The 26,284-nt window shown below is 39.5% G+C and carries 34 protein-coding genes and 1 tRNA gene; 8 read left to right on the top strand and 27 right to left on the bottom strand.

Going from position 1 to position 26,284, the window contains the following annotated elements; translation table 11 throughout:
• Positions 1–3: 3 nt before the first annotated feature.
• The 3 genes from CLV94_RS11780 to CLV94_RS11770 all read right to left on the bottom strand — a co-directional run bounded on the left by CLV94_RS11780 (position 4) and on the right by CLV94_RS11770 (position 1,418).
• Positions 4–333: a potassium transporter KefB gene (locus tag CLV94_RS11780; protein ID WP_121376701.1), complete on the bottom strand. Its 330-nt coding sequence runs from the start codon at positions 331–333 to the stop codon at positions 4–6.
• Positions 334–481: 148 nt separating this feature from the next.
• Positions 482–1,036: a YdeI/OmpD-associated family protein gene (locus tag CLV94_RS11775; protein WP_121376700.1), complete on the bottom strand. Its 555-nt coding sequence runs from the start codon at positions 1,034–1,036 to the stop codon at positions 482–484.
• A gap of 19 nt (positions 1,037–1,055) precedes the next feature.
• Entirely contained in the window at positions 1,056–1,418 is a 363-nt protein-coding gene (locus tag CLV94_RS11770) for a winged helix-turn-helix transcriptional regulator (RefSeq protein WP_121376699.1), read from the bottom strand.
• A 97-nt stretch (positions 1,419–1,515) separates the two neighbouring features.
• Between CLV94_RS11770 and CLV94_RS11765 the strand changes: the two genes are divergently transcribed.
• Both CLV94_RS11765 and CLV94_RS11760 read left to right on the top strand, forming a co-directional pair.
• A complete protein-coding gene (locus CLV94_RS11765; RefSeq protein ID WP_121376698.1) occupies positions 1,516–2,046 on the top strand; it encodes an NAD(P)H-dependent oxidoreductase in 531 nt (176 codons plus the stop codon).
• Between the two features lie 165 nt (positions 2,047–2,211).
• Entirely contained in the window at positions 2,212–3,231 is a 1,020-nt protein-coding gene (locus CLV94_RS11760) for a T9SS type A sorting domain-containing protein (protein ID WP_170148792.1), read from the top strand.
• 89 nt (positions 3,232–3,320) lie between these two features.
• Here the strand turns inward: CLV94_RS11760 and CLV94_RS11755 are convergent, their stop codons facing one another.
• The 10 genes from CLV94_RS11755 to CLV94_RS11700 all read right to left on the bottom strand — a co-directional run bounded on the left by CLV94_RS11755 (position 3,321) and on the right by CLV94_RS11700 (position 10,073).
• Positions 3,321–3,884, bottom strand: coding sequence for a DUF4256 domain-containing protein (locus CLV94_RS11755; protein WP_121376696.1), 564 nt, complete (start codon positions 3,882–3,884; stop codon positions 3,321–3,323).
• A gap of 4 nt (positions 3,885–3,888) precedes the next feature.
• Positions 3,889–4,281: a DoxX family protein gene (locus tag CLV94_RS11750; RefSeq protein ID WP_121376695.1), complete on the bottom strand. Its 393-nt coding sequence runs from the start codon at positions 4,279–4,281 to the stop codon at positions 3,889–3,891.
• Between the two features lie 6 nt (positions 4,282–4,287).
• Positions 4,288–4,755, bottom strand: coding sequence for an SRPBCC family protein (locus CLV94_RS11745; protein ID WP_121376694.1), 468 nt, complete (start codon positions 4,753–4,755; stop codon positions 4,288–4,290).
• 4 nt (positions 4,756–4,759) lie between these two features.
• Positions 4,760–5,083, bottom strand: a complete 324-nt coding sequence (locus tag CLV94_RS11740) for an ArsR/SmtB family transcription factor (RefSeq protein WP_121376693.1) — start codon at positions 5,081–5,083, stop codon at positions 4,760–4,762.
• 450 nt (positions 5,084–5,533) lie between these two features.
• Complete coding sequence (locus CLV94_RS11730) at positions 5,534–5,971, bottom strand: response regulator (RefSeq protein ID WP_121376691.1); 438 nt, start codon at positions 5,969–5,971, stop codon at positions 5,534–5,536.
• 98 nt (positions 5,972–6,069) lie between these two features.
• The gene (locus tag CLV94_RS11725) at positions 6,070–6,456 is read right to left on the bottom strand and encodes a hypothetical protein (protein WP_121376690.1); all 387 of its coding nucleotides are present in this window, start codon (positions 6,454–6,456) and stop codon (positions 6,070–6,072) included.
• A 326-nt stretch (positions 6,457–6,782) separates the two neighbouring features.
• Entirely contained in the window at positions 6,783–7,151 is a 369-nt protein-coding gene (locus CLV94_RS11720; protein ID WP_245982552.1) for a hypothetical protein, read from the bottom strand.
• Between the two features lie 31 nt (positions 7,152–7,182).
• Positions 7,183–8,541 carry a S41 family peptidase gene (locus CLV94_RS11715; RefSeq protein ID WP_170148791.1) on the bottom strand — a complete coding sequence of 453 codons (1,359 nt, stop codon included), beginning with the start codon at positions 8,539–8,541 and terminating at the stop codon, positions 7,183–7,185.
• Between the two features lie 104 nt (positions 8,542–8,645).
• Complete coding sequence (locus CLV94_RS11710) at positions 8,646–8,996, bottom strand: hypothetical protein (RefSeq protein WP_121376688.1); 351 nt, start codon at positions 8,994–8,996, stop codon at positions 8,646–8,648.
• 348 nt (positions 8,997–9,344) lie between these two features.
• Positions 9,345–10,073 carry a hypothetical protein gene (locus CLV94_RS11700; protein ID WP_121376686.1) on the bottom strand — a complete coding sequence of 243 codons (729 nt, stop codon included), beginning with the start codon at positions 10,071–10,073 and terminating at the stop codon, positions 9,345–9,347.
• Between the two features lie 318 nt (positions 10,074–10,391).
• On the opposite strand from CLV94_RS11700, the gene CLV94_RS11695 reads away from it, so the two are divergent.
• Entirely contained in the window at positions 10,392–11,132 is a 741-nt protein-coding gene (locus CLV94_RS11695; RefSeq protein WP_121376685.1) for an NAD(P)-dependent oxidoreductase, read from the top strand.
• A 202-nt stretch (positions 11,133–11,334) separates the two neighbouring features.
• On the opposite strand, the gene CLV94_RS11690 is transcribed toward CLV94_RS11695, so the two are convergent.
• From CLV94_RS11690 to CLV94_RS11675, 4 genes are all read right to left on the bottom strand, one after another.
• Positions 11,335–11,976, bottom strand: a complete 642-nt coding sequence (locus CLV94_RS11690; protein WP_147406623.1) for a hypothetical protein — start codon at positions 11,974–11,976, stop codon at positions 11,335–11,337.
• A gap of 90 nt (positions 11,977–12,066) precedes the next feature.
• The gene (locus CLV94_RS11685) at positions 12,067–12,870 is read right to left on the bottom strand and encodes a hypothetical protein (protein WP_121376683.1); all 804 of its coding nucleotides are present in this window, start codon (positions 12,868–12,870) and stop codon (positions 12,067–12,069) included.
• Positions 12,871–13,012: 142 nt separating this feature from the next.
• A complete protein-coding gene (locus tag CLV94_RS11680) occupies positions 13,013–13,564 on the bottom strand; it encodes a TPM domain-containing protein (protein WP_121376682.1) in 552 nt (183 codons plus the stop codon).
• 55 nt (positions 13,565–13,619) lie between these two features.
• Positions 13,620–14,654: a DUF2268 domain-containing putative Zn-dependent protease gene (locus tag CLV94_RS11675; RefSeq protein WP_170148790.1), complete on the bottom strand. Its 1,035-nt coding sequence runs from the start codon at positions 14,652–14,654 to the stop codon at positions 13,620–13,622.
• 130 nt (positions 14,655–14,784) lie between these two features.
• Here CLV94_RS11675 and idi point away from each other — a divergent pair, with 130 nt between their 5' ends.
• The 5 genes from idi (at position 14,785) to CLV94_RS11650 (ending at position 17,346) form a co-directional block, all read left to right on the top strand.
• A complete protein-coding gene (gene idi, locus CLV94_RS11670) occupies positions 14,785–15,312 on the top strand; it encodes an isopentenyl-diphosphate Delta-isomerase (RefSeq protein ID WP_121376680.1) in 528 nt (175 codons plus the stop codon).
• A gap of 66 nt (positions 15,313–15,378) precedes the next feature.
• A complete protein-coding gene (locus CLV94_RS11665; RefSeq protein WP_121376679.1) occupies positions 15,379–15,789 on the top strand; it encodes a 6-carboxytetrahydropterin synthase in 411 nt (136 codons plus the stop codon).
• 111 nt (positions 15,790–15,900) lie between these two features.
• Positions 15,901–16,866: a type I phosphomannose isomerase catalytic subunit gene (locus CLV94_RS11660; RefSeq protein WP_121376678.1), complete on the top strand. Its 966-nt coding sequence runs from the start codon at positions 15,901–15,903 to the stop codon at positions 16,864–16,866.
• Between the two features lie 61 nt (positions 16,867–16,927).
• Positions 16,928–17,194, top strand: a complete 267-nt coding sequence (locus CLV94_RS11655; protein WP_121376677.1) for a hypothetical protein — start codon at positions 16,928–16,930, stop codon at positions 17,192–17,194.
• Positions 17,195–17,272: 78 nt separating this feature from the next.
• A tRNA-Thr gene (locus CLV94_RS11650) sits at positions 17,273–17,346 on the top strand.
• Between the two features lie 106 nt (positions 17,347–17,452).
• On the opposite strand, the gene CLV94_RS11645 is transcribed toward CLV94_RS11650, so the two are convergent.
• From CLV94_RS11645 to CLV94_RS11595, 10 genes are all read right to left on the bottom strand, one after another.
• Entirely contained in the window at positions 17,453–18,163 is a 711-nt protein-coding gene (locus CLV94_RS11645) for a DUF4369 domain-containing protein (protein ID WP_121376676.1), read from the bottom strand.
• A gap of 130 nt (positions 18,164–18,293) precedes the next feature.
• A complete protein-coding gene (locus tag CLV94_RS11635; protein ID WP_121376674.1) occupies positions 18,294–20,141 on the bottom strand; it encodes a M61 family metallopeptidase in 1,848 nt (615 codons plus the stop codon).
• Between the two features lie 75 nt (positions 20,142–20,216).
• The gene (locus CLV94_RS11630) at positions 20,217–21,158 is read right to left on the bottom strand and encodes an alpha/beta hydrolase family protein (protein ID WP_121376673.1); all 942 of its coding nucleotides are present in this window, start codon (positions 21,156–21,158) and stop codon (positions 20,217–20,219) included.
• Between the two features lie 3 nt (positions 21,159–21,161).
• Positions 21,162–21,755 (bottom strand): hypothetical protein, encoded by a 594-nt coding sequence (locus tag CLV94_RS11625; protein WP_121376672.1) that lies wholly within the window; start codon positions 21,753–21,755, stop codon positions 21,162–21,164.
• Complete coding sequence (locus CLV94_RS11620) at positions 21,752–22,033, bottom strand: DUF2089 family protein (RefSeq protein WP_121376671.1); 282 nt, start codon at positions 22,031–22,033, stop codon at positions 21,752–21,754. Before CLV94_RS11620 ends, CLV94_RS11625 begins: the two co-directional genes overlap by 4 nt.
• A gap of 134 nt (positions 22,034–22,167) precedes the next feature.
• Positions 22,168–22,446 carry a DUF2805 domain-containing protein gene (locus tag CLV94_RS11615; RefSeq protein WP_121376670.1) on the bottom strand — a complete coding sequence of 93 codons (279 nt, stop codon included), beginning with the start codon at positions 22,444–22,446 and terminating at the stop codon, positions 22,168–22,170.
• Between the two features lie 102 nt (positions 22,447–22,548).
• On the bottom strand, positions 22,549–23,382 hold the full coding sequence (locus tag CLV94_RS11610; RefSeq protein ID WP_121376669.1) for a sterol desaturase family protein: 834 nt from the start codon (positions 23,380–23,382) through the stop codon (positions 22,549–22,551).
• 19 nt (positions 23,383–23,401) lie between these two features.
• Entirely contained in the window at positions 23,402–24,754 is a 1,353-nt protein-coding gene (locus CLV94_RS11605) for a sensor histidine kinase (RefSeq protein ID WP_170148789.1), read from the bottom strand.
• A 107-nt stretch (positions 24,755–24,861) separates the two neighbouring features.
• The gene (locus tag CLV94_RS11600; protein WP_121376937.1) at positions 24,862–25,215 is read right to left on the bottom strand and encodes a DoxX family protein; all 354 of its coding nucleotides are present in this window, start codon (positions 25,213–25,215) and stop codon (positions 24,862–24,864) included.
• 44 nt (positions 25,216–25,259) lie between these two features.
• A complete protein-coding gene (locus tag CLV94_RS11595) occupies positions 25,260–26,159 on the bottom strand; it encodes an EamA family transporter (RefSeq protein WP_121376667.1) in 900 nt (299 codons plus the stop codon).
• Positions 26,160–26,284 lie beyond the last annotated feature (125 nt).

Raw genomic sequence — 26,284 nt, 5'->3', positions numbered from 1 at the left:
GTATTAATCCCAATGAGTACCGTTAAGTCCTAAAACGGTGCCGATCCATAAGGTAACAATAAAGGCAATCGCGCCGATTAAGAAAGCGGCTATTCTTGTCCAAGTTTTCTGGCCGCCGATGAATTGCTGGATGTAATGGAATAATCCACCGCCAAAAGCACCTGCCAGAGGCACCATTATAAGAGGCTTGATTCTCCAGTATTTTCCCCATTCTGGTTTCGATTCGCCAGCGTTTAACAGAAAGAAAACAATCAAGGCCGTTGCAATTCCTGCGCCAATCAATAGTCTTCTTCGTAAGGCTGTAGGGTCTGAATGTGATGTTGCATTGTTCATAATAATAATGATTTTAAGATTAATGATTTAAAGTACTTTGTAATTCAAAGTAAATACATATTTTAGAACTGTGCAATAAATAATTAAAAAAAATTAGAGGGAATGCTAAAAGCAGCTACTAAAGCTCGATAAATAGAGGGAGTTATTATTATATTCTTTTTTGCTGTTCGCTTTGATGTATTGTTTTTTCCAGCCGCGACTGTCTGGTTTTTTCCTGCTTGGCATCCATGATCCAATGGATTGTTAGCTTTTTATAGGAGGGAGCTTGTCTATTAAAAAAATCCCAGGCTGCTGTGTTTTTTCTAAATTGATTTTCATATTCGGCATCAAGAAGCACAGGCTCGTTTTCATAGGAGTAGATCTTGGATCGGCTTTCTATTCTTTGGGTGAAAGCGCTTTGCCCTGCTTCGGTCATCAGTCCGGCTTTGGTCAATGCTTCCATCTTTTTTATGTTGATGGCGCTCCAGTTGCTTGTCTTTTTTCGTGGCGTAAAGCGGATGGAATAGCTGTCTTTGTCGATGGACCTGCGTACGCCGTCAATCCACCCAAAGCAAAGCGCTTGGTCTACAGATTCTGACCAGGTCATGGAGGGCTTGCCGCTGCCTAGCTTATAGAAACCGACAAGGAGTTCTGTTTCTTTGGTATGGTTTTTTTCGAGCCATTTTCTAAATTCGGCTTGTGTTGCAAAAAAGGTCGCTGCCATTGGATTTGTTTGATTAGTGTTAGGATTTCATCAGCTGCTTGTGCTTTCTTCCCCAATCTTCAAGATTCTTGATGATGGTACTAAGCTGATAGCCGACAGGGGTTAGCTCGTATTCGACTCGTGGCGGAACTTCTGCAAAAACGGTGCGCGTTACAATCTTATTCTCTTCTAATTTGCGTAATTGCAGCGTCAGCATTCGTTCTGTAATAGCGGGCAGGCATTTTTTTAGCTCTCCAAACCGCAGCTTGCCGTTAATCAGGTAGCAGCATATTGCCAATGTCCATTGTCCGCCGATGATACCTGAAGCGTATACCTCAAGGCATTCTTCTGCCAATAGCTTTTTGTTTTCGAAATTAGTCGATGTTTCCTTGATTTTAGTCATTACTTCCCTTTTTGATAGTATCCTACAATGGGTTGCTAATATACAAAATTGACCGTGGCGGCGTACTTTTGCTTACGTTTTGTAAATAAATAATAGCATGAAAACACTGGTCATTATCATACACCCGAACCTGCAAGAATCCGTTATCAATAAAAGATGGATAGAAGAATTAGAAAAATACCCAGATCGTTATTTTGTCCATCGTCTGCATGAGGCTTATCCGGATGAAAAGATTGATGTGGCGAAAGAACAGCAGCTGCTGGAATCGTATGACAAGATCGTATTCCAGTTTCCTTTTTATTGGTTCAACTGTCCGCCCTTGTTTAAAAAATGGCTCGATGAGGTACTCACTTATGGCTGGGCCTACGGAAGCCAAAGCGGCTATAAGTTGGGCGGAAAGAAAATAGCACTAGCACTCTCAGTAGGAATTGACGAAGAAGAATACAGAGCCGACGGCAAATACAAATATACCTTGCGCGAGCTGACGGCTCCTTTTGAACTGACTTTCGATTATATCAGGGCAGACTACCGTTACTTTTTTGCGTATTATGGCATCGAACTGAATGCTTCACCCGAATGGATTGAAAAGAGTATTCCTGAATATATGGGCTTTTTAGAAGCGCTGTAAAATTTACTGCGGTATCTGTTCTGCAAACACTTGTAATTAATCTTTGCTGCTTTTTGATGTATTCTTTTAGTAAGAAACTTAGTTCTTTTTGTCTTTTTTCTAAAGCATTAATGTTAACTTCGTAAAAGAAATTTAATTGATGTACTAAAAACTACTATGTATAGAATGCCGCTAAAGAACTATTTATATGTGCTCATGTTGTTGCAATTATTTGTATCATCAAGAGTACAAGCCCAGACCATATATGGAGTTTCTAATGAAAAGAAGATTTATCGAATCAACGAGGATTATACGTCAACTTATCTTTCAACAGCAGGACCAACGCCTTTTTTAATCGGAGATATTGCTATTTCGCCAGCAGGCGTGATGTACGGAGTTGCCCAAAATAGCATTTATCAGATCAATCCTCAGACGGGACAGACTACTTTTATCGTCGAATTGCCGCCATGTTGTTATGTATCGTTGGTTTGCAGTAATGATTTTGAATTGTATATGATCAATTCTTCCCAAAAAAGCCTTTACAAATACAACTTGCTTACCAATACAATTACGAATGTTGCCTATCTGGGCTTTTATACTTCGGGCGACCTTACTTTTTATAAGGGCAATCTCATTTTCCAGACATGGTCTGACGATGGGTCTGTTTATATCGTTAAGGCCTATAATTTAGCATCTGGCAATTTAGTTGATATTCTGTGCCATCCGGGTTATTTACAGTTGTGGGGACTTACTACTAAATACAATAGCTGTGATAGTGGGACTATTTTAGCAATAAATCCCAATAACGAATTGCTTGACATGAATTTTGAAGACCAGACCTTTACTGAATTACCTTTTGTTTTTCCTTCTACTGAAGTTCTATACGGGCTTGCGAGTACAAACGAATATTTAGGGTCGCTCTGCACTTCACAAGAACTTGAAAATTTGGCTTGTATGCTTTCTATTGATGACTTTAAGAAAAATAGGGTAACACTATATCCTGTGCCAACTGATGACCAATTATATTTGGGAAATATTGATGCTGTTTCGAATATTTGGATTTATGATATGACCGGAAAAATGGTGAAAAAGCAAAGCGGGCAGTCTATTAAAGAAATTGCCGTAAGTGATCTGGTAAAAGGAATTTATCTGCTTAAGATAGAAAATGATGAAGGCACTTTTATCAAAAAATTTGTCAAGAAATAAGAAGATATGACACGCCAACCACTCTATTAATTTTAGCGAATTACTTTATGGGAAATTGAACTTCCCTGATTATTTCTTGTTTAAGATTTCTAGACTCTCAACGACCCTCTAAATCCCCTAGCCGCATAATAGGACTCTGCGCCATTGTGATAGAGGAATACAGTACCGTAGCGGTAATCGCAAAAGAGCGCACCGCCCAGCTTTCGGATAGGAGCAGGAGTTGCTATCCAGCTTGAAGTCTTGGTATCGAGCGGACCAAACTGCTGCAGTTCGCGGTATTGTTCTTCCGTCAGGATATCGATACCCATAGCATCGGCCATTGCAACAGCGCTGTCTTTTGGCTTGTGCTCTTTTCTTGAAGCCAGGGCTTCCGGATCAAAGCAGACGCTTCTGCGGCCTTTAGGACTTTCTGGCGCGCAGTCGTAAAAGATATATTCGCCTGTTTTTGCGTCATGGCCTACAACATCGGGCTCGCCGCCGGTCTCTTCCATTTCGTCGAGCGACCATAGCTTTTCGGGATGTGCTTCTAGCCTTGCCTGTATATCGTCCCATTTGAGGCCTTTATGGCGGTGGCTGTTTTTTTCAAAGCGGGCTTTCAGTATGCCGAGCAATGTCTGGCTGTGTTCTGCCGAGAGTTTCTTTTTGCTGTCCATATCATTATTGGTTGTTAGGTTTGGCAAAATTTACTTTTCTATTGGCCGGCCTAAAATACCACGATACCATGGTCAAGACTAGCAATAATAGGGGAGGGAATAGTTCTTTCACGGCATCGCCCGAAGCAATGTGCGAATAGATGGCTCCCGTCATGGCAAAGAAAAAGCCTGCATAGGCCCATTCTTTTAGCAACGTAAATTTAGGAATAAGTATCGTGATAACGCCTAAAAATTTCCATACTGCCAGCAAAGTCAGAAAATATAAGGGATAGCCCAGATGGGCCATCATGTCGGCTTCTTCTTTTACGTGCAGCATCTGTACGATTCCGGTAGATACCATTCCCAGCGCCAGCCAGAGTGTCGAAATCCAATAAACAATTTTGTTTCTTTTTTCCATAGTGTGTTATTTTAAGCGGTCTGCAATTTCTTGAAGTCGGTTATGCGCCATATTGATGCCCTGCGCAAAAGGCAGCTGCAGTACTTGGTTCCTAAAGGCGACTGATTTGTATACGATGTGCATGGTGAGCTTGCTGGTAGTGTCCGTCAGCTTTTCAAACTCCAAGTACTCCAGCTGTACCGGAAAAGGCGTGTTTTCCATCTCAAAAGTACGGGTAATCCTTTGGTTCGGAAGGAATTCATGGATGGTGCCATTGGCGCTAAACAGTACATTGCCTTCCTTGTCTGAGGTTTCAAATTGATAGCCTCCGTGCTTTTTGTTTTCGAGCTTTATTACTTTCGTGCCCATCCATTGTGCTACAATCTCGGGATCTTCGTACGCCTTGAAAAGCAATTCCAAAGGCAGGTCAAATTCTCTGGTAATCAGCAGTTCCTGCTTGTCCTCTTCTGCGTTGATTTTTGTCTTTCGTTCCATAAACTTATTTTTTTGATTGGTACTTTTTCATGATGGTTTCGAGCGTGTTGAACCTGTCGTCCCACATTTTTTGGAACGGCTCGATAAAGTCGGCTATTTCTTTCAGCTTGTTCGGATTTAGGTGGTAATACATTTCTCTGCCGTTCTGTTCCTGCTTGAGCAGTTCGCACTCGGTAAGTATCTGCAAATGCTTTGAAACCGTAGGCCTTGCGGTATCAAAGTTAGAAGCTATGGCGCCAGCGGTCATCGATTGCGATGATACCAATAGAAGGATGGCTCTTCTTGTAGGGTCGGCTATGGCTTGGAAAACGTCTCGTCTTAAATTCATTATGAAGTTATTTGACTACAAATATATATGAAGTTATTTAACTACATAATATTTTATGCAAAAAAATATCCAATAAGAAGACAGCCGAAGGCCCTAATGAGCTCTCAGCTGTTTTTAAAGGCTTTTACTAAATTAAGAAAGCAGTTTTATGTAAATTTCAGATTCGGTAGATTGGCTTCCGTTTTGTTGTTACGAAAAACCGTAATAGCTGTAAACTATAGTTGGAATCTTATAACTATAGGGCATGAAATAGGATTACCTTTCCGAAAAAAGTAACCAGAAGTATTTATGATACCTAATGATGACCCGATAGAAGAAAAGAAGGAAAAGCCCAATTATAAGATTTTTTACTTTGTCTTTGCAATAATCATAGTGACAGCTTGCTGTATATATTATATTGAGCAGGAAAGAGAAAAAGCACTAAAAGAGGCCGTGTCTAACTAAAAGAAATCAGATAGCAAATACAAAAGTATCCTTATCTAATTCAGATGTATGGTACTGCCAGTTCATCTTCATTACTTTTGTAAGCATATCTTTTAAGACTCGGTAATTGGTCGGCTTTGTAATATAGATATTGGCTCCTGCAACGAGCGTTTCTTCGATATCTTTTTCAGAAGACGAAGTAGAATAAATCACTACAGAAAGCAATTTGTAGCGTTCATTTTTTCGTATCTCCCTTAATGTTTCAAGACCGCCCATAATCGGCATATTTAAGTCAAGAAAAATAATATCAGGAACATCTTCTATGGCATTCAGATAATCGATGGCTTCTAAACCGTTCTTGAATGTCATCAAGACGTTATCTGAATTTAGTTCATTAAATGCATCTTGGAAAGTTTCCCTGTCGTCCTTGTCGTCATCGACTAGACAAATCCTTAGATTTTTCATAGGCAGTTGTTTTTAAGTCGCCTATGAAATAGAAAGAGAAATGTTGAAAAAACTTCAACTAAAGCAAAGGTGAATAGCAAATATACGAAAAAAAAGTGTCACTTTTTCATGATGTCCTCAGAATCGGAAAACTGGAGCTTGAGGCTTTCGAGCTTTTCATCGATATGTGCAACGTCAGTCCCTATTTTCTGGGCATAGAACAGCTTCTGTGCAGGATTAACAAACTTCTCTTTCATCTCGCACTGGACCATGATTATGTATTTCAGGGCCTGGCTCTTGACATACAGCCAAAGCAACAAAACCCTTTGTTTTGTAAAAACCTCTTTTTCGCAGTTGCTGTGCGCGTCGCATACGGTCTTTTCGGCAATATCCTTGAAGAAAGCTTCCTCGGGATAGGGGTACTTATAATAGCGTTTGGCAAATATTTTTATCTTGTACATAATTCTTCCGACTATGGTAGCCGGCTTTTTGGTAGTATCTGACATTTGCTCTGTAGGTTTAGGGGCGAGATGGAGGCTAAATATAGTTCTTTCCTACGGTCATCCAATACTTTTGGCTCGTAATCCGGAATGTTTTTTGATTTTAGCTGAATTGCACAATCACAAAATAAGCCTTGTTTGCACGGAAGGGCGGATTGTTGCCTAATAAATGGGTGGTTTTTATGTTATTTTGATTGCCAAATTAACTGATTTCAAGTGTTACTGTGTTTGGATTTGAAAAATAAAGCAACTCCAATCAATAGCGGTGAAGCCAATAGATGATGCTTATTATGTATTCAAAAATTTTTGACATTCCATTTTAATAATATCTACTATCCTTGTTGAACATTAATTCCCGTTACAATTCCTTTGTTGTTTAATTTTAGACTTAAAAATCCTGTATTAATACCTTTATGACTATATCCTAGACTGTATATATAAGTCTTTTCTTTTGGAAAACTCTCGTCTGGCTTTCCAAGCAGATTAATAATTTCCTTTTCAGACATCCCAATTAGATCATGATTATTTCGCAAGCTATTCATCATGTCCCAACGTAAACTCCAATTTTCTTCTGAATTAAGATTTGAGTTTTTCCATTTATCAGAATCAAATTTTTCATGACTAATCTTTCCTCTTATGAAAAAACTGCAAATAAATAGAACTACGATTATACTAATTGCTGTCTTAAGGCTATTCTTCATTGCTTCTTTAAATTTATTTCAAAATAATGGCTTATTCTTTTCTATTTTCAGTCACATGACCATCTTTCCATAGCATCTTTAAACTAGAATAGATATTCTTTTCATCTTTTACGAATTGAATTTGAACATTCTCATCAAGCACATAGGTATCATCAAAAATAGGAATTAGTTTGAACACATTGCTGCCACCCCGTCCTGAATTTTCACATACGAATTGGTCGTTTTCAATATAGAATTTTAATCCGCCAACATAGGTACCTACATATTTGTTATAGGAAGCAGCGCTTAAATTTGGCGGATTTTGTTCGGCTATCAGCATATTCATAGCCCATTGGATCTTCATTTTGTCTTTCTCGCTTTTTGCCTGCGACAACAAATCTTGATAAATGACTTCTTGTGCCTTTTCTAAAGCCTTTGACGCTTCAACGGGTATATCTGGTGTTACGCCAGTCCCTTCCCAGTCCTTAAAAGCTGCCGTTGAGATTGGCCGAGCAAAAGGTATTCTTGCAATAAAGCCGCCACCCAGATCAAAAGTACCCGTCATGTGCGAACCTCCACCCGTATTCTCCCCAACAATGACTGCCCTTTTTAAGCTTTGCATGGAAGCAGAAAAAGCTTCTGCAGCAGAGAAAGTATTCTTGCTTGTCAGTATATAAACAGGCATCAGCAAGGTCAGCCCATTTGTGGCTGATGGGTCTGAAAATACGGAAATCGTATTTTTTTCAAAAGTATTTACGTTATCATATAAATGGGTTCTTTCTTTAAAAAAGTAGCTTTCCAGTCGATTAGCTGTATTCCCGCCGCCATTGTAGCGCAAGTCAATTATTAATGTTTTTGTGCCTGATAAAAAAGTCAGTGCCGCGTTTAGGATAGGCTTTGCCTCATCCACACTGCCTGTAAACCCATTAAAAAGAAAATATCCGATGTTGCCAGGAAGAACCTCCACTTTCTGCAAATTGAAATTGTTATCTCTTTCAGTAGCTAAAAATTCTTCCATAGCCTTTGTTCTCTCTTCAGGACTCATCTTATTTGGAGCCAACATGCCGGGTTCAAAACTTATATGAAGGTGTGAATCATAATGAATGCTCCTGATATCGTTTTCAAACTGACTCGCCAATTTTGCAGGATCTGTATTATTCTTATAAACTCCTTTTGCTAGTTGACTGCTTAAGTGGTTGCTTATTAAAAGGGCTTTGTCAGGGAATATGTAATAGCTGTTTAAAGATTTCTTAAGAGAATCTACCAAGCTGACAATTTGATGACGGGTTACTCCCTTATTTGATTTTTTTTGAGCATGTCCAAAATGGATAGAGCATAACATAAAAAGAGGCAGTACCAGGAGGCGAAATCGTTTCATAGGAGTTAGTGGTTGAAGGTGGAATTTTACCAAAGATAGTAAAACAGCTACGCTATTTGGTTCTCCTAATTGTATATTACTATTGTATAAGATGTTCTGTTTTAAGTTTTTAAACTCTGCTTTTAAAGTTTGTTCAATTATGTCAAAATTTTCTCGATTTCTTTTTCATCAAGTAATTCTAATTCATAAAAAAAGCAAGCTCCATTTCCGCCTTGTGGACTTCTATAGCCAATAACAATTCCTCGACTTGTTGATTCAGCTTGAATCAAGACAATTAATTCCTTATCTCCATTTTCTGAATCTATTAAATAGGCTAATCTAGGAAGTTCAATCTCAAAAGGAATATGCTCGAAATCTACATCTTTAATGCAAAATACCGCTGTCCCGTTCTTTGTGTCAGATTCATTTGCAATTTTACCAGAAAAGCTAGGAATGTTTTTCCAAGATCTTATATCAAAAGCGGGCCAGTTATCTTTTTCGGCAGTCATAAATTAGTACTATTTATTTGTTTTTCAGAAATTCGATTTCATTGCAATTATTGCACCAATAAAAAATGGTTTCAGTATCCATTAAGTAACTAGAAGTGTTTTTTAAACAATTAAGACAATCTCTGATCTTTTGTTCATCTTCATAAGCAACATATCTGCAATTAAAACAATGCCATATCGTTAAACCTGAAGCCTCGTCATCATCCATGTACCATGTAAAAGAATCTTGCTTGCATTTTGGACAAATCTGAGTTGCCATAATTATAATATTTTCGAAGCTAAATTAATTCAAAAATATAAATTTATTTCTTCGTTAAGATGGGATTTACTAAGAGTTTGATTATTCCCTTAAATCCCGCAAAACAAAATACTGCACGGATTCAATACGTCGCTATTGCTATACTTCTTCCCCATAAATTGATTCTCTTCATAATACAGCAGCTTTGCCGCGACTACTACAAAATAACCTTCGGGCAGTGCGGGACTGGTCCAAACCGTTTCGGATTGGACAGCACCATCAAGAGGTATAGGCAACGTGAAAAAAGCATCCGCGATAGGAGAGCTTGCTTCAAATTTTGTAGCGCAGGCATATACGACCAGTTCCGCATGCGGCACCCCTTCTGTAAACCGTATCTGGCTTTTGGGCTCCAGTTCGGGAATAGTGACTTGCACCTGCCGCTGAGAATCCATAACGACTGTAATTTCTGGCAGGAAATACTTCTTAAAAGGCGAATGAATATTAAACTCAAATCCCTCCAAAGCCTTCATGTCGGCAGTAAAGGGAGTGCGCTGTCCTTTGGACAGGTGGGTGTTTTCGAGCAGGGCATTATAAAAAGCACCTGTCAGCCGACGGTACATATAGCTGTCGGTATGTCCGGCCAAAAAAGAATGCAATCCGATGCGAAGGTGTTTAGCCCAACGGCTGCAATGGCTAAATTCTGAAGCGCTCGCCACAGTCGCTCGGGTCTGGCGTATTTCGCCTGGATGGGACTGAATGATTTGTTTTCCGTTGAGATTTCTAAAAACCAGATTGCCGGTAGCGCCGCTGATGAAGTTTTTATTGCGTATATGTGCCATGGCGTAAAGTGTTTAACATTAGTAGTATAAACGTAATATTGCTCGACTTATTTTGTAGTTTTCTTCGGGATATGTTTATAATCATAGTATAGTAAATCTATAATGATTCTATAAGAAAGCAGTTTTTTATGGAGTCACTATGGACTCATTATGGACTTACTATGGACTCACCCTAAACAAAACTACACTTTAAGCACCTCGAAACTGTCTTTCTGTTTTTAGAATATCTTTTTTACGGTTTTCCGTTTTGAGAAATGATTCGGTGCAGTTATTTTAGCGAGGGTAAAAAGCCATAACAAGAATATAACTTTTCAAAATATGATAACAGCAGTAGTCGGAGCAAGTGGTGCAACAGGAAAGTTATTGGTAGCGCAATTACTGGAAGCAGGGCAAAAGGTAAAAGTAATTGTCCGCTCTTCAAGTCTTATTCCAGAGCAATGGGAAAGCCATGAACGTATTACGGTTATCAGGGTAAATGCTATTACTGCTATCAGCGTTGATGAGATGGCAGCATACCTTAAAGACTGCCAATCGGTAGCTTCTTATCTAGGACATAATCCGAACCTTAAGGGAATATATGGAAAGCCAAGACGGCTGGTTGAGGAAACAATCCGATTGTTTTGCGAGGCCGCTATTAGGAACGCGCCAGAAAAACCGATTCGACTGGTGTTGATGAATACGGCAGGAAATAGCAACAGGGATTTGGACGAGCGTGTTTCTTTTAGGCAGAAAATCGTGATAGGCTTGTTTCGACTGTTACTGCCTCCGCATCGTGATAATGAAAGAGCAGCTGATTACTTGAGAAAGAAAATAGGCCCAAACCATCCCTTTGTCGAATGGACGGTTGTACGTCCTGATAGCTTGATTGACGAGAAGTCTGTAACAACCTATTCGCTACATCCTTCGCCCACAAGAAGCGCCCTGTTTGATCCGGGTTATACCAGCCGCAGCAACGTAGCACACTTTATGTGTAGATTGTTGCGAAATGATGCGGTTTGGAATAAATGGAAAGGGAAGATGCCCGTGCTTTATAACGACAATACGACTGAAGCAAGGTAAATAGCATTCTCTCTAAAACAGCAGGTAAAAGATTTACTTTGACTAGACTGTAGGGACTGTAGGCTGTTTTTCGGATGGAGGTGGGCCGAAGGCAAGAGTATTTCGTCAAGCGAGATCAATCTGGCTTTTAGAAAGACTATTTTAGTAAATGATTCTTCGTCAATTTAAACTATTTTTATGTAGCTATTGTGGTTGTAGCAGGCTAATTCTTGTTTCGATTTTTTTCCAGTTTTATCAGCCTTGATAGCAAGAAAAGAAAAAGTATACTGCCTACTATCTTTAATAAGGCGCTGGAGTAGCTAAAAGGTTTGCTGATTTGTTGTAGTTCTGATGAAGTGTTGATTCTTATGGATTTGAAAAACTTCTCTTTTTTATCTATACTATAGGAGCCTACCTTTGAATAAATGAAAACATAAGTAATACCTTCTATATATAAAATTAAACTTTCTCCTACTTCTTGTTCTGAGTCTTTCCCCTTAAATCTTAGTTTGTAAGCGATATGCTTATCGACACTTATCTGTGTAGAATCTTTTAAAAATAAGCCTTTTTTGGCCATGCTTTTAAGCTGTTCAGCGATTACCTGTTGGTATATATTTTTTAATTCGGCAATATCTTTTGGAAGCTTACGATCTGGCACCCCATTCGATAATGCTCCAACACGCATGGCGACATATGAATCTTCTTTAGAGTTAAAAAAATACGCCTTAGCTATAGCGTTTTTCTCTTTATGCTCATAAGTCTCTGTTTTTCCAGAAAAGCTAACTGATACATTTTCGTCAAGTTTTGTTTGACTGAAAATCAATGTTGGGAATAAATAAGCACAGAGAATTAAAATTTTATTCATATAGGTTTTTTACTTTGGTAGTTTCATTGCTTTTTATGACAGTCAATTAATATTCCTTCATAAGATAATTCTAATGGGCTCTTTAGCTCTTTAATCGTAAAACTCTTTGAGGATAAAATCTTGCTTGTTTAATTTCTTTAATTCCTTGATCAGGTAATAGCGGTGCAAGAAGCCTGTGAGCACGACTATTTTTTTGCCAGGATGCTGTTGGGCAATAGTATAGATGTTTTGGGCCATCGTTTTGTTTCTGAGGTCCCAAAAACCAGACATCTTCTTAAAGCCGTCTTTATAGCTTATCTTTTCGCCGTTGGGTTTGGTGACAAAACGTTTTGAAAATTCGGGCCTGCTGTCGGTTATCTTCAAGAGCTCGTGGTATTGAGATTCTTGTCTTTTTTCGGCAATACGATCTGTCGACGGGTTGTTGAATTTTTCGGGCGCTCCTTCGGCAATCTTCATGAGTTCTTGTGTGAGCGCATTAAAGTCTTCGTATATTTTTGCCTCTTTTGGAGTTAATTGCTTTGCCTTATAAAGACTGTCGATTAATTTGACTGTCAAATTATCTGTCGGTACCATGCCTTGGTCTTTGCGGTATTGGTTTCTTCCTTCAAATTCAAAAGGGAGCCTCATGGTGTTGGGACGTTTTTTTGAATAGAGATTGCTGGCTATGACCTCGTTTTCATTAAGATTTTTGCCTTGAGCATAGTCTTCCATTCCTTTTTTGTCGACTTCGTGCAGGATGATGTCGGGTCCTATTTTGTCTAGCATGCCCAATAGTATTTTAGGATGGTAGTTGGGAACGCTGTCGTGTATGTTGCCGATGACATAGATTTCGGTCTTTTGGGCAAAGCAGATTGTTGTTAAGGCAATAAGGAGAATGGAGAAAAATCGTTTCATAGTATTTTAAAAAAGGGGTAGTCGAAATTAAGAAGGAATAAGCTTTAGCGCAGGATTCGTTTGGGTTTATTGTTAGGACAAAGATACAAGAAGTCTTACCTGCTGATATATGTCCTTTACTAATTAACTTTTTTTGTTGACGTTACATTTTGCTTTTTAGAACTCGTATTATTTCTTTTAACCCTACTAAAGTTCCTTTAAAATAGCTGCCCTTTTTGAATTCGGGTATGAAATAATTATCGACAATCAATTGCGTTTCCTCATCTGTTAAGATTCTTTCGATTCCATTTCCGTTTTGAATCCTCATTTTTCTATAGCCGTCAGAAATTGCGATTAAGATTCCATTATCTTTATAGCGTTTTCCAACACCCCAAGTTTTGGCAATATGGAGAGACAAATCTTCAAATTTCTCGCGAGAAACTTTTAGAGTATCAATAGTGACGATTGCAATCTCGAAAGAGGTTTCTTTTTCAAAATTGTCGATTATAGTATTAAGTTCGGCTTTTTGATCGTCAGTATATAGTTTTTCATAATCAGTCACCCACTTTTTATCATTAACAGGGTTGTTCCAAAATATTTCCCTGTAGAGTTCAACGTTCTTTGTCTTTTGTGAGTCATTGTCTGCAGTCTCAACTTGTGACCAAGTAGTTGTAAAAACAAGGAAAAGGGTAATAATAAGCGTTTTATGTATCATGTATTTTATATAAAATTACTTTGGAGATGTCTGCTATGCAATCGACTGTCCACTATTAGTTCCCTCTCTTACTTCTTAAAAATTCTTTATAGCCACTTTTTTCAAAAAAATCTTTTAAAGGAATCGTGTAGATGTCTTTCCAGGAATCCTTTCCGTTTTGCGCTACATAGTGCTGTATGATTCGGAATCCTAAGAAATAGCATAACTCGTTTTCGGCTTCTTTAGGCAGTCCTTCTACAACCGGCTTGCAGTCGCTGTTTCTGCCGCAGTGCCTAAAGATAGGACAGCCTTCTTCGTTGGTTTTATAGAAATAGGGCTCCAGCTTTTCGAAGATTTCCTTTTCCCTATCCAGCAATATCTGGGTGTTTTTGCCATATAGGGCTTCTTCTTGGGATTGGTTCAAGTAGAGCGACGTAAAATAGACGGCCAGTCCCTCGTCTAGCGTAATGCCCAATCCGGTCCGGCCGTTAGGATCTTTTTCAAGTATCGGATTAAAAATCAGGTGCTCCAATTCATGTGCAAAAACCTTGTCGATAGATTGCGTTGTCCAATCAGAACCGAACATGTCTAAAATCATGGCGTTGTTATCGCAGCCTCCAAAAATCTGTAAACCTTTAGGGCCAAAATACACAAGCCATTTGCCTTCTCCCTGCTGGCCGGTTATCTTTTGCAGTGCGTTGAGGTGCTTTGTGAAGAGCTGGTCGACATTAACAGAGTCGAGTACGGCTAGTTTTTGCCGAATCAGAAATTCGTTTTCGGCTAATAGTTTTCTGTTCCACATATATAAGCCCTCAGGCTTGAATTTCTTTCCGTTTTCTTCACCAAAAATCTGCGACAGGCAGCTGTCAAATACATGCTTGTTGGGCTGATAGACTTTTTTTAGTATCATCGTGCTGTCGAACCTTCCGTTGTGATGCGCTAGCAGCTGGCTCTTATAAGCATTATGTATGGTCATCTTGCCTACGCTGATACTGTCTTTGATATTGTTGACTTTGTCGATTAGGTCAGAATAGGATGCTATTTTTGTATTTTTAGGAGCAGCACAGCTGCAGAAGAGCAAGGTTAGAAATGCTAAAGCGAAGGGTTTCATGTTGGGAATGTCGGTTTTGTAACTATTAAAATCAAATATATGCATTTTTAGTACAGGTAAAATTTCTACGGCCGACATTGATTTCTGCAAGCCATTTCTTTTTTGTATTTTTGACAAGCTATAAAAAGTTATGACAGAAGAGAAAGTAATATTAGTCAACGAACAAGACGAACCAATCGGATTGATGCCGAAACTGGAGGCGCACGAGAAAGCGCAGCTCCACAGAGCCTTTTCAATATTCATACTGAATTCAAAAAACGAAGTGATGCTGCAGCAGCGCGCTTCGCAGAAATACCATTCGCCGCTGTTATGGACGAACACCTGTTGCAGCCACCAGCGCGAAGGCGAGACGAATATACAGGCAGGCAATCGCCGCCTTTTTGAAGAGATGGGGTTTTCGACCGAGTTGAAAGAGCTGTTTCATTTTATCTACAAGGCTCCGTTTGACAATGGACTGACGGAACACGAGCTGGATCACGTCATGATCGGCTACTTTGACGGGGAGCCTGAGATAAATCCAGAAGAAGTAGAAAGCTGGAAATGGATGGACATCGATGCCATCAAGGAAGACATGCAGCAGCATCCGGATAGCTATACCGTCTGGTTCAAGATTATTTTTGACGAATTCTATCATTTTCTTGAAGACCATAAGCTATAAATTTCCGATTTAGATTTTAGATTATGCAATACACATCTTAAATCTCAAATCATAAATCATAATTAAATGAGAGTAACTGTCAGCAGAAAAGCCCATTTTAACGCTGCGCACCGCCTGTATCGAAAAGACTGGTCGGACGAGAAGAACAATTCGGTTTTCGGAAAATGCAACAACCCGAATTTCCACGGGCACAATTATGAATTGGTAGCCAGCGTGACGGGAAGCATCAATCCGGATACGGGCTATGTGATTGATATTAAGGATTTGGCGGATATCATCCTTGAAGAGGTAGAAAAGCCTTTCGACCATAAGAACCTAAACCTAGATGTTCCTGAGTTTTTTGAGCTGAATCCTACAGCCGAAAATATTGCGGTCGTAATTTGGAATAAGATACGCAAGAGGCTTGGTGCCGACATGGATCTTGAGATCGTGTTGTATGAGACGCCTCGAAATTTCGTCAGCTATAAAGGCGAATAGCCTGTTTTATAGCGAGAAAGAACTGCGCACATTGAAAATCATATAAGCTATTAGCAAAATAGTATTACAATCAGGAGTGAAAATTTCTGTAATTTGTTTCCAAAAAATAGTATGAGTCTACAACTATATCCACTGGTATTCGAGCCGATATTGAAAGAGCGTATCTGGGGAGGTACCAAGCTGAAAACCATCTTCAACAAGCCCATAACATCTGAGATAACCGGCGAGAGCTGGGAATTGTCTACGGTGCAGGGTGATGTGAGCCGAATTTCTGAAGGTGAGTATCAAGGAAAATTACTTTCGGAGTTGCTTTCTCAATTTCCAGCAGAAATATTGGGAACTAAAATACACGAGAAATTCGGTACAGAGTTTCCTTTGCTGTTTAAGTTTATTGATGCCAAAGAAGACCTGTCGATTCAAGTACATCCGAATGACGAATTGGCAAAAAAACGCCATAATTCTTTCGGAAAGACAGAGATGTGGTATGTTATGCAGGCTGACGAAGGAGCAAGAATTGTAGTAGGCTTTAAAGAAAAGTCAAGCCGAGAAGATTATTTAAAAAATCTAGAAAACAAGACATTGTTATCGATATTGAAGGAGATTCCCGTGAAAAAAGGAGACGTCTTTTTCTTGGAAACGGGCACGATTCATGCCATAGGCGCAGGAATTGTTATTGCCGAAATCCAGCAGACGTCGGATATCACCTATAGGGTATATGACTGGGACAGGGTAGATGCAGAAGGTAAATCGAGAGAACTGCATATTGACTTGGCGCTGGATGCGATTCATTATGATACGGCCGATGCCAAAAGAGAGTATGCGCAGGAAGCGAACAAGAGCAATCCCGCGGTGAGCTGTCCTTATTTTACTACGAACTACTTGCCTTTAAGCGGGAAGATAAGCGTAAGCAATTCTGAGGATTCCTTTAGAGTATATATGTGCATGGAAGGAGAATTCCAGCTAGATTATGAAGGAAAGGCATGGAATTATAAAAAGGGAGATACTATCTTGATTCCGGCAGGCCTAAAAGATTTTACATTGGAAGGAACGGCCGTGCTTTTAGAAATTTATATTTAATTGCCTCAAATAGAAAGATTATGCTTAATTTTGCAATCGCAAATTAAAATTTAAAATAAAAATGGCAAACGTTAAGAATTTAAAGAAAGACATCAACTACGTTTTAGGAGATATTATTGAAGCAGTATACATTTGGGAAATGTCTACAACAGGAAAACCGACTGAAGCTTCTGAGGCTTTAATTGATGAAGCAATCGTTACTTTTGATTCTTTGATCGCAAAAGTAAATGCAAAAAATGTAGAAAATAAAAAAGCGCATTTCAAGCAAATCCATACAGAATTAGAACAAGCTGCTAATCAATTGGTTGCTAAAATCAACGCTTTGTAGTCGAAAAAAGATAAAAAAAAGTGCAGATTTTTTTTGGAAAATTAAAATTCAGAACTATATTTGCACCCGTATTGAGATGCCGGTGTAGCTCAGTTGGCTAGAGCAGCTGATTTGTAATCAGCAGGTCGTGGGTTCGAGTCCCTCTATCGGCTCAATAAAAAACCATTTGTTAATTCAGATGGTTTTTTGCTTTTAAGGATTTTCCAAATTATAAAATGGATAAAAAAAACGTCTTGAATTTTCAAGACGTTTTTTTGTTTACTCTCCGCTCTTTTTTCTGTCGGCTATATATTTCGTAAGCATCTTTCCATATTTGGATTGGGCTACTTTTGGAGTCATCGATTTGTTGATCGTATCCAAGTATTTAATGTTGGCGTCATAAATGTCAGCCAAAGCAATATAAGGAGCGACTTCATGGTCTTTGTTGTTTAGCGCAAAGTTGATGGCAAACAGGTATTTCTTTTTGATGTTTTCGTCGTTTTTCTTTTCGATGTCTGCAGGGGCTTCGCGATTGAACTGCAAGGCACGCAGCTTCTGCTCGGTTAACGCGAGCTGGTTGCTCGTAAAGCGGCTCATGATCTTTTTGTAGTCTTCAAACAGCTTTTGGTTTTTAGAACCGGTTATCTTGGCATTAGCAAAGAAAGAAGCTAATGTAGTGTTTATGGTCATATTGCCAGGCTCGGCAAAAAACATCAGGTTGTTGTCGATACTGTTGGTTTCTCCGCGGTCTAGAAAAAGATAGAGCATTTCTGGCGAGTCGATCTGCAGGTGGCTTTCAAAATTGGAATTTCCTTTGATGTTAATCGTGTCGACCGGAACTAAGGTACTGTCGCCCATCTTTTGGATATAAAGCGTTCCTTGTGTGAGTCCTTCTACATTACCTTTGATGTGGAGATTTCCTGTTGCTTTTTTCTCTTCCTTACAAGAGATGATGGCTAATGCTGCTAAAGCAAACACTATTTTTTTCATAATTGGTCTGGGTGTTTTCTTATGGACAGCCTTTCAGGCAGTTTCCAAAATTTCTAATTCGCGGCAAAATAATAAAAAAATCCCCAATCTAGATTTTAAATTGGGGATTAGTTTTCTGACAGAGGCTAAATTATCCTTTTAGCCAAGCCTCTCTAAGTTTTGCCTTGCTGGCGTCAGTAGCCTGAAAGCCTTCAATTTCATCATGCGGAAGCTTTACGGTTCCTTTTAGCAGCATTTCTTTGCCGCCGCGCTTTATCTTTACTGTAATCGGGTCGTTTTCTTTCCACGCGATACTGCCAATAATCATGTCGTATATGTTATCGAGATTGTATTTGGTACCGTTGATTTCGCTTATGATATCGTTGGGCTTGATGCCTAGGCTTTTGTAGAAATCAAGATTCTCGGCACCTGGAAGGACATAGATTTCTTTGGTCTGCGGATTTATCGAGAAATTTGGCTCCTGTCCTTTGAGGAATACATTGCCGGCAACTTGGGTCATTGCTTTGGTAACGCCCATTTTGGCAAAATAAACATCGTACGGAATCGGTGTCGGTCCCGCTACATAGGTATCGAGGAACTTTCTTACTTCAGGAGAAGTCAGCGATTCGATCTTGTCGAAAAGTTCGGTGTCGTCAAATGCTTTTTGAGTTCCGTATTCGTTAGAAAGCTTCTGCATCAGGTCAAGAATGCCTCTTTGTCCGTTGCTATCTTGGCGAATCTGTATGTCAAGGCACATGGCAATCAGCGCACCTTTTTCATAGACGTTCTGGTATTGGTCTTTGTAAGGCTTTTGCAATACTGATGAGCTCATTTTGGTAAATGGCATCGTATCGTCCATAGTCGAAGCATTGGCAATCTTGGTAGCCATCCTTTGGTAAAATTCGTCTTCTGTAATCAAGCCTTGGTTGACTTGGAACAGGTTAGCAAAATATTCGGTAACGCCTTCATACATCCACAAATGTTCTGACATTTTTGGATTGTTGTAATCGAAAAACTGTATTTCTTTAGAGTGTATCGTCAGCGGAGTCACGATATGGAAGAATTCGTGCGAAACGACATCTTTCAATTGTTCTGCCAATTGTTCTTTTGGCATGGCTTCTGGCATTACCACAGTCGTAGCGGTAGGATGTTCCAGCGCTCCAAAACCTTGGGCGTCTTTTCGTGACGTATCTGACAAGTAGATCAGCACGCTGTATTTTTTAGTAGAATTGAATTTTCCTAAGAAATTTTTCTGGGCCGTCATCATCGTCTTCATTTCCGGCGTGATGCTTTCGGCTGTAAACACGCCATTTGGAGAATAAACAGCAATCAGGATTTCCATACCATTTACGGTAAACGTAGTGTAGTCTGGTTTGGAATACATAATTGGGTTCTCTACCAGCTCAGAGTATCTGGAAACCGTGAATACGTCGTTGGTGTCTGCAGCATCCTTGTCGGTCATCGATGTGGCGCCCCATAAGGTTGCCGGATGCGCAATGCTTACTTGGTAAGGTGTTTCTACAAATTCTTTGAAATAGCCGACGAAACCGTGGGTGTTCAGCATGATATTTTTTCCTGCCTCGATGTTGGTTCCGGCTGGCGAAAAGATATCGTGTGTTCCTTCAATATCATAGGTGTCATTTACCCAATAGGTCAATTTGGCCAGTTTTTTGGCATCGCTGATCGTCCATGAGTTGTCGTCTACTTTGGCTACAACCAAAGTATTGCCTTTGGCGTCGTAGGCTTTTACGTTTTCTAGGAACTTCCCATAATCATCTTCAGAATAGGTTCCTGGGATTATTTTCGGAAGATGATAGGCTATTTTTTCAGATTTAATCGCTGGCGGCGTGACCGTGACCATTACTTTATCGTCTTTGATATTGGTAAGGTCGATCTGTACCTGGACTTCATTTTTTGCAGTATTGGAAACTACATTTTCAGATGGCTTGCAGCTCCATAGCAATGCGGCAACGGCCAGTGAATAAACTATTTTTCTCATTATCTTTTATTTTGTCCTAGATAAGTGCCTTGAGCTTGTCTTTTGTTACAGCTTTAGGTTTTATTTAAGAAAGAATTACACTTTTTTGAGAAAGATAGTAATTTTTTCAATAAGTTCGGGCATCACCGGAAGGTCTGGATTGGTATAGCTTTGCATGTTTTCCGTCTCGTCTCCCTTGATTTCTTTAAAGATATGGTTCATGTTTTCGATTAGTACCAGTTCTGATTTAGGATTGGCTTTGTGCAACAGCTCGGCATCTTGAACCGAAACTTGAATGTCTTTGGTTCCGTTGATAATCAGAATAGGAATAGCAAGTTTTTTGATTTCTTCTTGCGGATTGTGTTTTAGCCAAGAAATCATATAAGGCTGTACGCTTTTTCTGAAAAGGCCTGCCAGCATTGGGTTTTTGGATTCAAAGGTTTCTCCTTTTTTGAGCAGCTCAAGGCTTTTGGCGGTTTCTTCTTTTAGCATAGGAGCCCTCTTTCCGATCTGTTCTACCAAAACCTCGTCAATAGGTCTTCCGGCGCCTGCCAGTGAAATAAAAGCATCGGTGTTGGCTGTGGCTGCATTCATCCCGATTAGTGAGCCTTCGCTATGGCCGGCAATGATAATCTTCCTGAACTGTTTTTTGGCCTTGAAATAGGAAACGATATCCTTTACGTCTTGGATCTGGATGTCAAAATTGGATTTGGACTCGTCAAGGTTTCCTGACTTTATTTCGGCAATCACTCTTTTGTCAAAACTGTAAACGGCGTATTCTTTTTTGGCCAATCCTTCGGCTAAAAATTTCAGGGAATTGCTTGAAGCTCCAGGCTGGTTTCCGTCCCTGTCTGTCGGTCCAGAACCTGCAATTAGGATGATAAGGTCTGTTTTTTTGGATGCCTTTTCCGGTTTGTATAAAGTTCCGTTAAGCATAGTACTGACAGCGATTTCTTCTGTTGTGAATTTGCTTTCTTGAGAAAAAGCAGCAATGGCCGAGAATAGGGCAAAGCTAAATGCAAGTATTTTTTTGATCATGATCTAATAGTTTAAAAGTGAGATGGCAATTCCGGAAATGATTTCTGCCGCAAGAATCGACAGTGCAAAATATACTTTATGCAGGCTTGTCTTGCTGTTGGCCGCAATCTTAAAGCCGTTGTACAGCAGGATGACAAACCAGATGATGCAGATAATGGCAAGCAGTGAAAACAGGGTGAGCATTAAAACACTTGAAGGCGCTATGTCTATATCAGTCGGCATATTTTTTAGGTCTATCTTTTCAAGCAGGCTTTCTGTGATGTCGGAAATAAAGCTGTTGAAGTTTGTAAGCGTCAATAGGTAAAAAGGCACACGGGCAATGAGCACCGGATTCAAGATGTCGATAAAACGGGTCTTTTTGTTGATTAGCTTTCCGGTAAGAAACAAGGCCGATGCTAGGCAGGCAATATTGATCAGGTTGTCTAGAAAAGGCTGTAATAAGGTTACGGTTCCGGTAAAATGGAGATCGATAACGCCGTCGTATCTTCCATTGAAAAGATAGGCGAGATAGCTTCCAGCAGCTGTCAGTGCTAATCCAAAGAAAAGAAGTTTTGTTTCGGAAGTATTTTCAAAAGGATTGAGTAGTAGTTTTTTCATGGGTTTTCAGATTTAAGTTTTTTTATCTTTTCAATAATATCGTCTAGCTTGTTCCTGACAGTGGGGTAGCTATTGCCCATCTGTACAGCCATTTCTTTAAGGCTGCCGCTGGTCAGGAAAAATTGGAGGATAAAGTTTTGTTCTTCTTCCGAAAGCTGGAGATAGAAGGGAAGCGAGTAGTGGCCCGAAACGGTAGTCTGGCAATTCTCGCATTTGAGCTGGGAGACCGAAAGGGAATCGCTGCAGCTGGGGCAATGAATAGGAAGCTTTGGCGTCATAAAACTAAAATTAATTAATATAAATATTAACTTTATTAATGCAAACTTAAATAAAATTAATTTTAGTTTCGAATTATTTTGCGATAAGGCAAAAAAAATATTCCGAAAAGGAATATTTTTAAGGGTAATATATGTTAATCAAATTTATTCTTGATGTAGTATTTGCCATCTAAATCATCGTCAAAATCATCAATTTTGGGCGGTTTTGGTTTTGGTTTGCTGGCCATTGCTTTCTTCTTCCACAGCTCGAATTTATCTGCGGTAAGTTTCTTTTTCATAATTTCGATTACCTCTTTTTCGGCTAATCCTAACTCTTTTTTAATAATCTCAAAAGGATTTCTTTCTTCTAAAGCCAATGTAACAAGCTTTTCATTTTCCTCCCAAGTCAGCTCAATGTTTTTGCCTTTCTTCATTACATGAAAATTAATTCAGATAAAATAGTTGTATACGTTTTTTAATTGTTAATCAATATTAAGAAAAAAAATAATTACTTTTTCAAGCAGGCATAAATTTTTTTATTTGGGATTGTTTTGAGGCGACCTGTGCTTTTGGAACGGGATTTTGATCAAATTAGAAAGACGGTTGTTTTCGGATGGCTGCATGTGCGTATCGACGCCATAGATGATCTCTTCTTTCGGAAGGGAGGTGAAAGTGCCGAAAAGCCTGTCCCAGAGAGAAAAGATATTGCCGTAATTCGAATCGGTATAAGGCAGCATATAATGGTGGTGCACCTTATGCATGTTTGGCGAAACGATAATATAGCTGATGTATTTGTCTAATTTTTCAGGCATCGAAACATTGGCATGATTGAATTGCGAAAAGACGACAGATAGGGATTGGTATAAAAAAGCAAGCCACATCGGAGCACCTGCAACCAAGACAGCCAAGGCGGTAAATACAAAGCGGATAAAACTTTCGCCGGGATGGTGCCTGTTGGCAGTAGTAGTATCTACCCAGGTATCTGTATGGTGTATGAGATGGAAATGCCACAGCCATCGGGTCTTGTGCTGTACTAAATGGGCAAGGTAGGCGCCGATAAGGTCTAGCAGCAGAAGGCCGATCAGCGTATAGAGCCAAAGCGGCAGTTCTGGTAGCCATTGCAAGACGCCAAAATCATTCTTTATGGCCCATTCTGAAGAAAGCAATAATATAAAAGCCAGGATGAAGTTCACGACGATCGTGGTCAGCGTGAAGAAGATATTGATTCCTGCGTGCTTCCATTTTTTATAATCGAACCGAAACAAGGGAAATGTGTTTTCGATCATCCAAAAGATAGCAATACCTCCAACGAGAATAAGGCCTCGGTGCAGTGAAGGAATAGTTGAAAAATAACTTACGATATCATTCATAGGCTGCAGTATTTAGTTTTTAGGTACCAAACATAACGGTAAACGTGGTGCCGATATTGACTTCGCTGGCTACTGAGATTTTTCCTTTCATGCTTTCTATCTGTGTTTTCGTCATGAAAAGCCCTATGCCTTTGGCTTCGGGATGGTTATGGAAAATCTGGTGCATGCCAAAAACTTTGTGGCCGTTCTTGGATAAGTCAATTCCGAGTCCGTTATCGATGACATAAAGATAAACAATATTATTTTTTCTTTCAGAACGAATCGTAATTTCGGGAGTCCTGTCTTCTGCTCTATACTTGATCGCATTGCTGATCAGGTTGTGGAAGATACTTTCTAGGTAGATTCTGGAATACGCAATTTCTTGAACTTCTTTGAAATCGGCCTTAATGATCGCGCCGGATTTCAGGATTTCGCCTTGAAGCGATTCGGTAATCTTGGAGAAAATTTCTTGGAATGCCAATAGTTCTTTTTCGACAATCTTATTTTTTTTGATATGGAGCACTTCCATCAATTGATTTAGAGAATCGTTCAGGTTTTGCGCTACTTTCTTGAGCATATCGAAAATCATTCGGTATTCTTCAACCGGACTGTTTTCTTCGATGGTAGCAATCAGGGCAGTAATGTTAGAGGCAGGCGATCTTAGGTTGTGCGAAGTGATGTTGGCAAAATCATTCAACTGTTGGTTCTGTATCGTAAGTTCGTCCATCAGATTTTCTTGGATAATCTTATCCAGAAGAAGCCTTTGCGTAGTCTGCCGGATTTTTATGTAGGCAAAAATCAAGATGATAAAAGTGATGCCTGTAAACAAAAAGAAATTATTATTTCGGGCCTTTACGTTTTCTTCTGTCTGGCTTAGATTTTCAGTCAATATCAAAACCGCTTGGTTTTGATAATCGCGTATGGACTTTCGGATTGAATCCATGACCTCCTTTCCACGGCCTTTTTTTACGATCTCTGCGGCCTTTTCCATTCCAGATTCTTTTCGGGCCTGGATGACCATTGCGCTGATCTTTTTCTTGGAATCAATCAGCTTTTCAAGCGTATCGAGCTTTTTGATCTGTAGTTCATCAGTTTCGTTCATGGAACGTAGCGAATCAATCCAAATTTCAAGATTTTTATGTCCGTGATTGTAAACTTCCAGATAATTCTCATCACCCGTAATGGTATAGCCGCGTGTTCCTGTTTCGATGTCTATCGTGCTTGAAAGTACTTTTTCTAATACGCTGTTGATGTTGCTGGTATGGTTTACAATAATTCTGTTTTGCTTTACAGATTGAGATCGGTTGTGGATGGAGTAGGCCAACATTGCAAAGCAAACGACAATAACGAGGAACGTTATGTCAATAGTGGTTTTTAGAGATAGTCTTCTCATTTTAAACGGTTTGTGGTATTTTTTTTTCAATTGGGGCGGCACGGTAAAATGCCACTGCAAAATAATGGAATTATTTTGTTGTATACGTTTAAAAAAGCAGGAAGGTTTTAAATATATAAATACGCCCAATAGATCAGCAGGAATTGCAACGGGATGCGTAGTATCAAAACCCATTTTGGCAATCCGAAACTAGCCTTTCTGTCTTGTAGCATGTGGATATGGGCGGGAAGGAAGACAATAAGCAAAAAGATGATACCGCAAGCTCCATACGTGGAATAATCAGGCAGGCATAAAAGCAGTCCGAAGCATATTTCTGCCAGTCCACTCAAGATATTTAGCAGTTTTGGGTTAGGGAAATAGGGAGGAATTATCCTGACATACATTTTAGGGTTTCTGAAATGATTCAGTCCGGCCAAAATATATAGAAAGGCCATCAGGTATAAATGCCAAGGTAAATCCATAAAAGCGTTTTTACGAATTTAGGCAATTTCTGGCTTCAAAAGGATTAAATTTCTTTCTTCTTGAATTTGACGTTCATGATGACGATTGCCAGAATGATAAGCACGATGCCTATCCATTGCAGCAATACGACTTCTTCATTCAGCAGGAAGAAGGCCATAAGCACAGAAACTGGAAGTTCTAGCGATGACACGATACTTCCCAATCCGATTCCCGTAAGCGGAAAACCCGCATTCAAAAGCATGGGAGGAATTATGGTACCAAATAGGGAAAGGACGATTCCCCATTTTAAGAATATGCTGACATCGAAAGGTGTATTTTGTGTAATCAGTGCAAAAGTGAGCACGATGATACCGCCTCCCAAAAGCATGTATAAGCTTCTTTGGGCCGAAGATATTCCTAAGGCTACTCGGTTTGCCGTAAACATAGTGGTCGTGAAAGAGGCCGCAGCCATTAATCCCCACGCAATACCGCGCCAGTCTAGGGTAGCTTCGGTATTGATAAGATTGGTTGCCAACGCAGTACCCGCCAAGACGATAATTACTGCTATTATTTTTGTTGTTGAAGGCAACTTTTTTTCTAGAAACATTTCAAGCAAAACGCCCATCCAGACCGTCTGCATAAGCAATACGATTCCGATTGAAACGGGAATGTAGCGAACGGCAAGGTAATAGAAGATGCTGGTCAGTCCTGTAGAGGTACCGGCAATCATCAGGTGGGTGATATTTTTGCGTGTCGCTTTGATAACGACATTGTCTTTTCTTGATTTTTGGAAAGCGTTTATGATAAGAATTCCGATAATCCCGAACAAAAACTGAGACGAAGTAACCTCGGCAGTCGTATAGCCTTGGTCGTAAGCCATTTTTACAAAAGTTGCCAGCATTCCGTAGCTTGTAGCGCCTAGGCCTACAAGAAAAACTCCTTTCAATACTTTATTTCCAAACATTCTTTCAATTTTTAAAAGCGGGCAAAGATAAAGCATAGTTTTTTGCTAAAAGTTTTTTTGCGATTAAAAGATACTATTTTAACAGGATTTTAGTTAATAGATAATAATGTACTTTCAACTTAAAA

The organism is Flavobacterium endophyticum, from assembly GCF_003634455.1.
GTDB lineage: Bacteria > Bacteroidota > Bacteroidia > Flavobacteriales > Flavobacteriaceae > Flavobacterium > Flavobacterium endophyticum.
Note: the sequence above shows the minus strand (reverse complement) of the source record. Positions and strands in the feature narration are given on the sequence as shown.

Bases quoted from the DNA above. Each gene is read 5' to 3' on its own strand.
- CLV94_RS11655 (WP_121376677.1), top strand. From the start codon at position 16,928: ATGGCAAACGTTAAGAATTTAAAGAAAGACATCAACTACGTTTTAGGA.
- CLV94_RS11700 (WP_121376686.1), bottom strand. From the start codon at position 10,073: ATGGCACATATACGCAATAAAAACTTCATCAGCGGCGCTACCGGCAAT.
- CLV94_RS11725 (WP_121376690.1), bottom strand. From the start codon at position 6,456: ATGTCAGATACTACCAAAAAGCCGGCTACCATAGTCGGAAGAATTATG.
- CLV94_RS11765 (WP_121376698.1), top strand. From the start codon at position 1,516: ATGAAAACACTGGTCATTATCATACACCCGAACCTGCAAGAATCCGTT.
- CLV94_RS11630 (WP_121376673.1), bottom strand. From the start codon at position 21,158: ATGATCAAAAAAATACTTGCATTTAGCTTTGCCCTATTCTCGGCCATT.
- CLV94_RS11750 (WP_121376695.1), bottom strand. From the start codon at position 4,281: ATGGAAAAAAGAAACAAAATTGTTTATTGGATTTCGACACTCTGGCTG.
- CLV94_RS11720 (WP_245982552.1), bottom strand. From the start codon at position 7,151: ATGAAGAATAGCCTTAAGACAGCAATTAGTATAATCGTAGTTCTATTT.
- CLV94_RS11610 (WP_121376669.1), bottom strand. From the start codon at position 23,382: ATGAATGATATCGTAAGTTATTTTTCAACTATTCCTTCACTGCACCGA.
- CLV94_RS11690 (WP_147406623.1), bottom strand. From the start codon at position 11,976: ATGAATAAAATTTTAATTCTCTGTGCTTATTTATTCCCAACATTGATT.
- CLV94_RS11625 (WP_121376672.1), bottom strand. From the start codon at position 21,755: ATGAAAAAACTACTACTCAATCCTTTTGAAAATACTTCCGAAACAAAA.
- idi (WP_121376680.1), top strand. From the start codon at position 14,785: ATGACAGAAGAGAAAGTAATATTAGTCAACGAACAAGACGAACCAATC.
- CLV94_RS11760 (WP_170148792.1), top strand. From the start codon at position 2,212: ATGCCGCTAAAGAACTATTTATATGTGCTCATGTTGTTGCAATTATTT.
- CLV94_RS11605 (WP_170148789.1), bottom strand. From the start codon at position 24,754: ATGAGAAGACTATCTCTAAAAACCACTATTGACATAACGTTCCTCGTT.
- CLV94_RS11680 (WP_121376682.1), bottom strand. From the start codon at position 13,564: ATGATACATAAAACGCTTATTATTACCCTTTTCCTTGTTTTTACAACT.
- CLV94_RS11775 (WP_121376700.1), bottom strand. From the start codon at position 1,036: ATGGCAGCGACCTTTTTTGCAACACAAGCCGAATTTAGAAAATGGCTC.
- CLV94_RS11685 (WP_121376683.1), bottom strand. From the start codon at position 12,870: ATGAAACGATTTTTCTCCATTCTCCTTATTGCCTTAACAACAATCTGC.
- CLV94_RS11755 (WP_121376696.1), bottom strand. From the start codon at position 3,884: ATGGACAGCAAAAAGAAACTCTCGGCAGAACACAGCCAGACATTGCTC.
- CLV94_RS11600 (WP_121376937.1), bottom strand. From the start codon at position 25,215: ATGGATTTACCTTGGCATTTATACCTGATGGCCTTTCTATATATTTTG.
- CLV94_RS11770 (WP_121376699.1), bottom strand. From the start codon at position 1,418: ATGACTAAAATCAAGGAAACATCGACTAATTTCGAAAACAAAAAGCTA.
- CLV94_RS11710 (WP_121376688.1), bottom strand. From the start codon at position 8,996: ATGACTGCCGAAAAAGATAACTGGCCCGCTTTTGATATAAGATCTTGG.
- CLV94_RS11635 (WP_121376674.1), bottom strand. From the start codon at position 20,141: ATGAGAAAAATAGTTTATTCACTGGCCGTTGCCGCATTGCTATGGAGC.
- CLV94_RS11780 (WP_121376701.1), bottom strand. From the start codon at position 333: ATGAACAATGCAACATCACATTCAGACCCTACAGCCTTACGAAGAAGA.
- CLV94_RS11695 (WP_121376685.1), top strand. From the start codon at position 10,392: ATGATAACAGCAGTAGTCGGAGCAAGTGGTGCAACAGGAAAGTTATTG.
- CLV94_RS11745 (WP_121376694.1), bottom strand. From the start codon at position 4,755: ATGGAACGAAAGACAAAAATCAACGCAGAAGAGGACAAGCAGGAACTG.
- CLV94_RS11615 (WP_121376670.1), bottom strand. From the start codon at position 22,446: ATGAAGAAAGGCAAAAACATTGAGCTGACTTGGGAGGAAAATGAAAAG.
- CLV94_RS11645 (WP_121376676.1), bottom strand. From the start codon at position 18,163: ATGAAAAAAATAGTGTTTGCTTTAGCAGCATTAGCCATCATCTCTTGT.
- CLV94_RS11675 (WP_170148790.1), bottom strand. From the start codon at position 14,654: ATGAAACCCTTCGCTTTAGCATTTCTAACCTTGCTCTTCTGCAGCTGT.
- CLV94_RS11665 (WP_121376679.1), top strand. From the start codon at position 15,379: ATGAGAGTAACTGTCAGCAGAAAAGCCCATTTTAACGCTGCGCACCGC.
- CLV94_RS11660 (WP_121376678.1), top strand. From the start codon at position 15,901: ATGAGTCTACAACTATATCCACTGGTATTCGAGCCGATATTGAAAGAG.
- CLV94_RS11595 (WP_121376667.1), bottom strand. From the start codon at position 26,159: ATGTTTGGAAATAAAGTATTGAAAGGAGTTTTTCTTGTAGGCCTAGGC.
- CLV94_RS11620 (WP_121376671.1), bottom strand. From the start codon at position 22,033: ATGACGCCAAAGCTTCCTATTCATTGCCCCAGCTGCAGCGATTCCCTT.
- CLV94_RS11740 (WP_121376693.1), bottom strand. From the start codon at position 5,083: ATGAATTTAAGACGAGACGTTTTCCAAGCCATAGCCGACCCTACAAGA.
- CLV94_RS11730 (WP_121376691.1), bottom strand. From the start codon at position 5,971: ATGAAAAATCTAAGGATTTGTCTAGTCGATGACGACAAGGACGACAGG.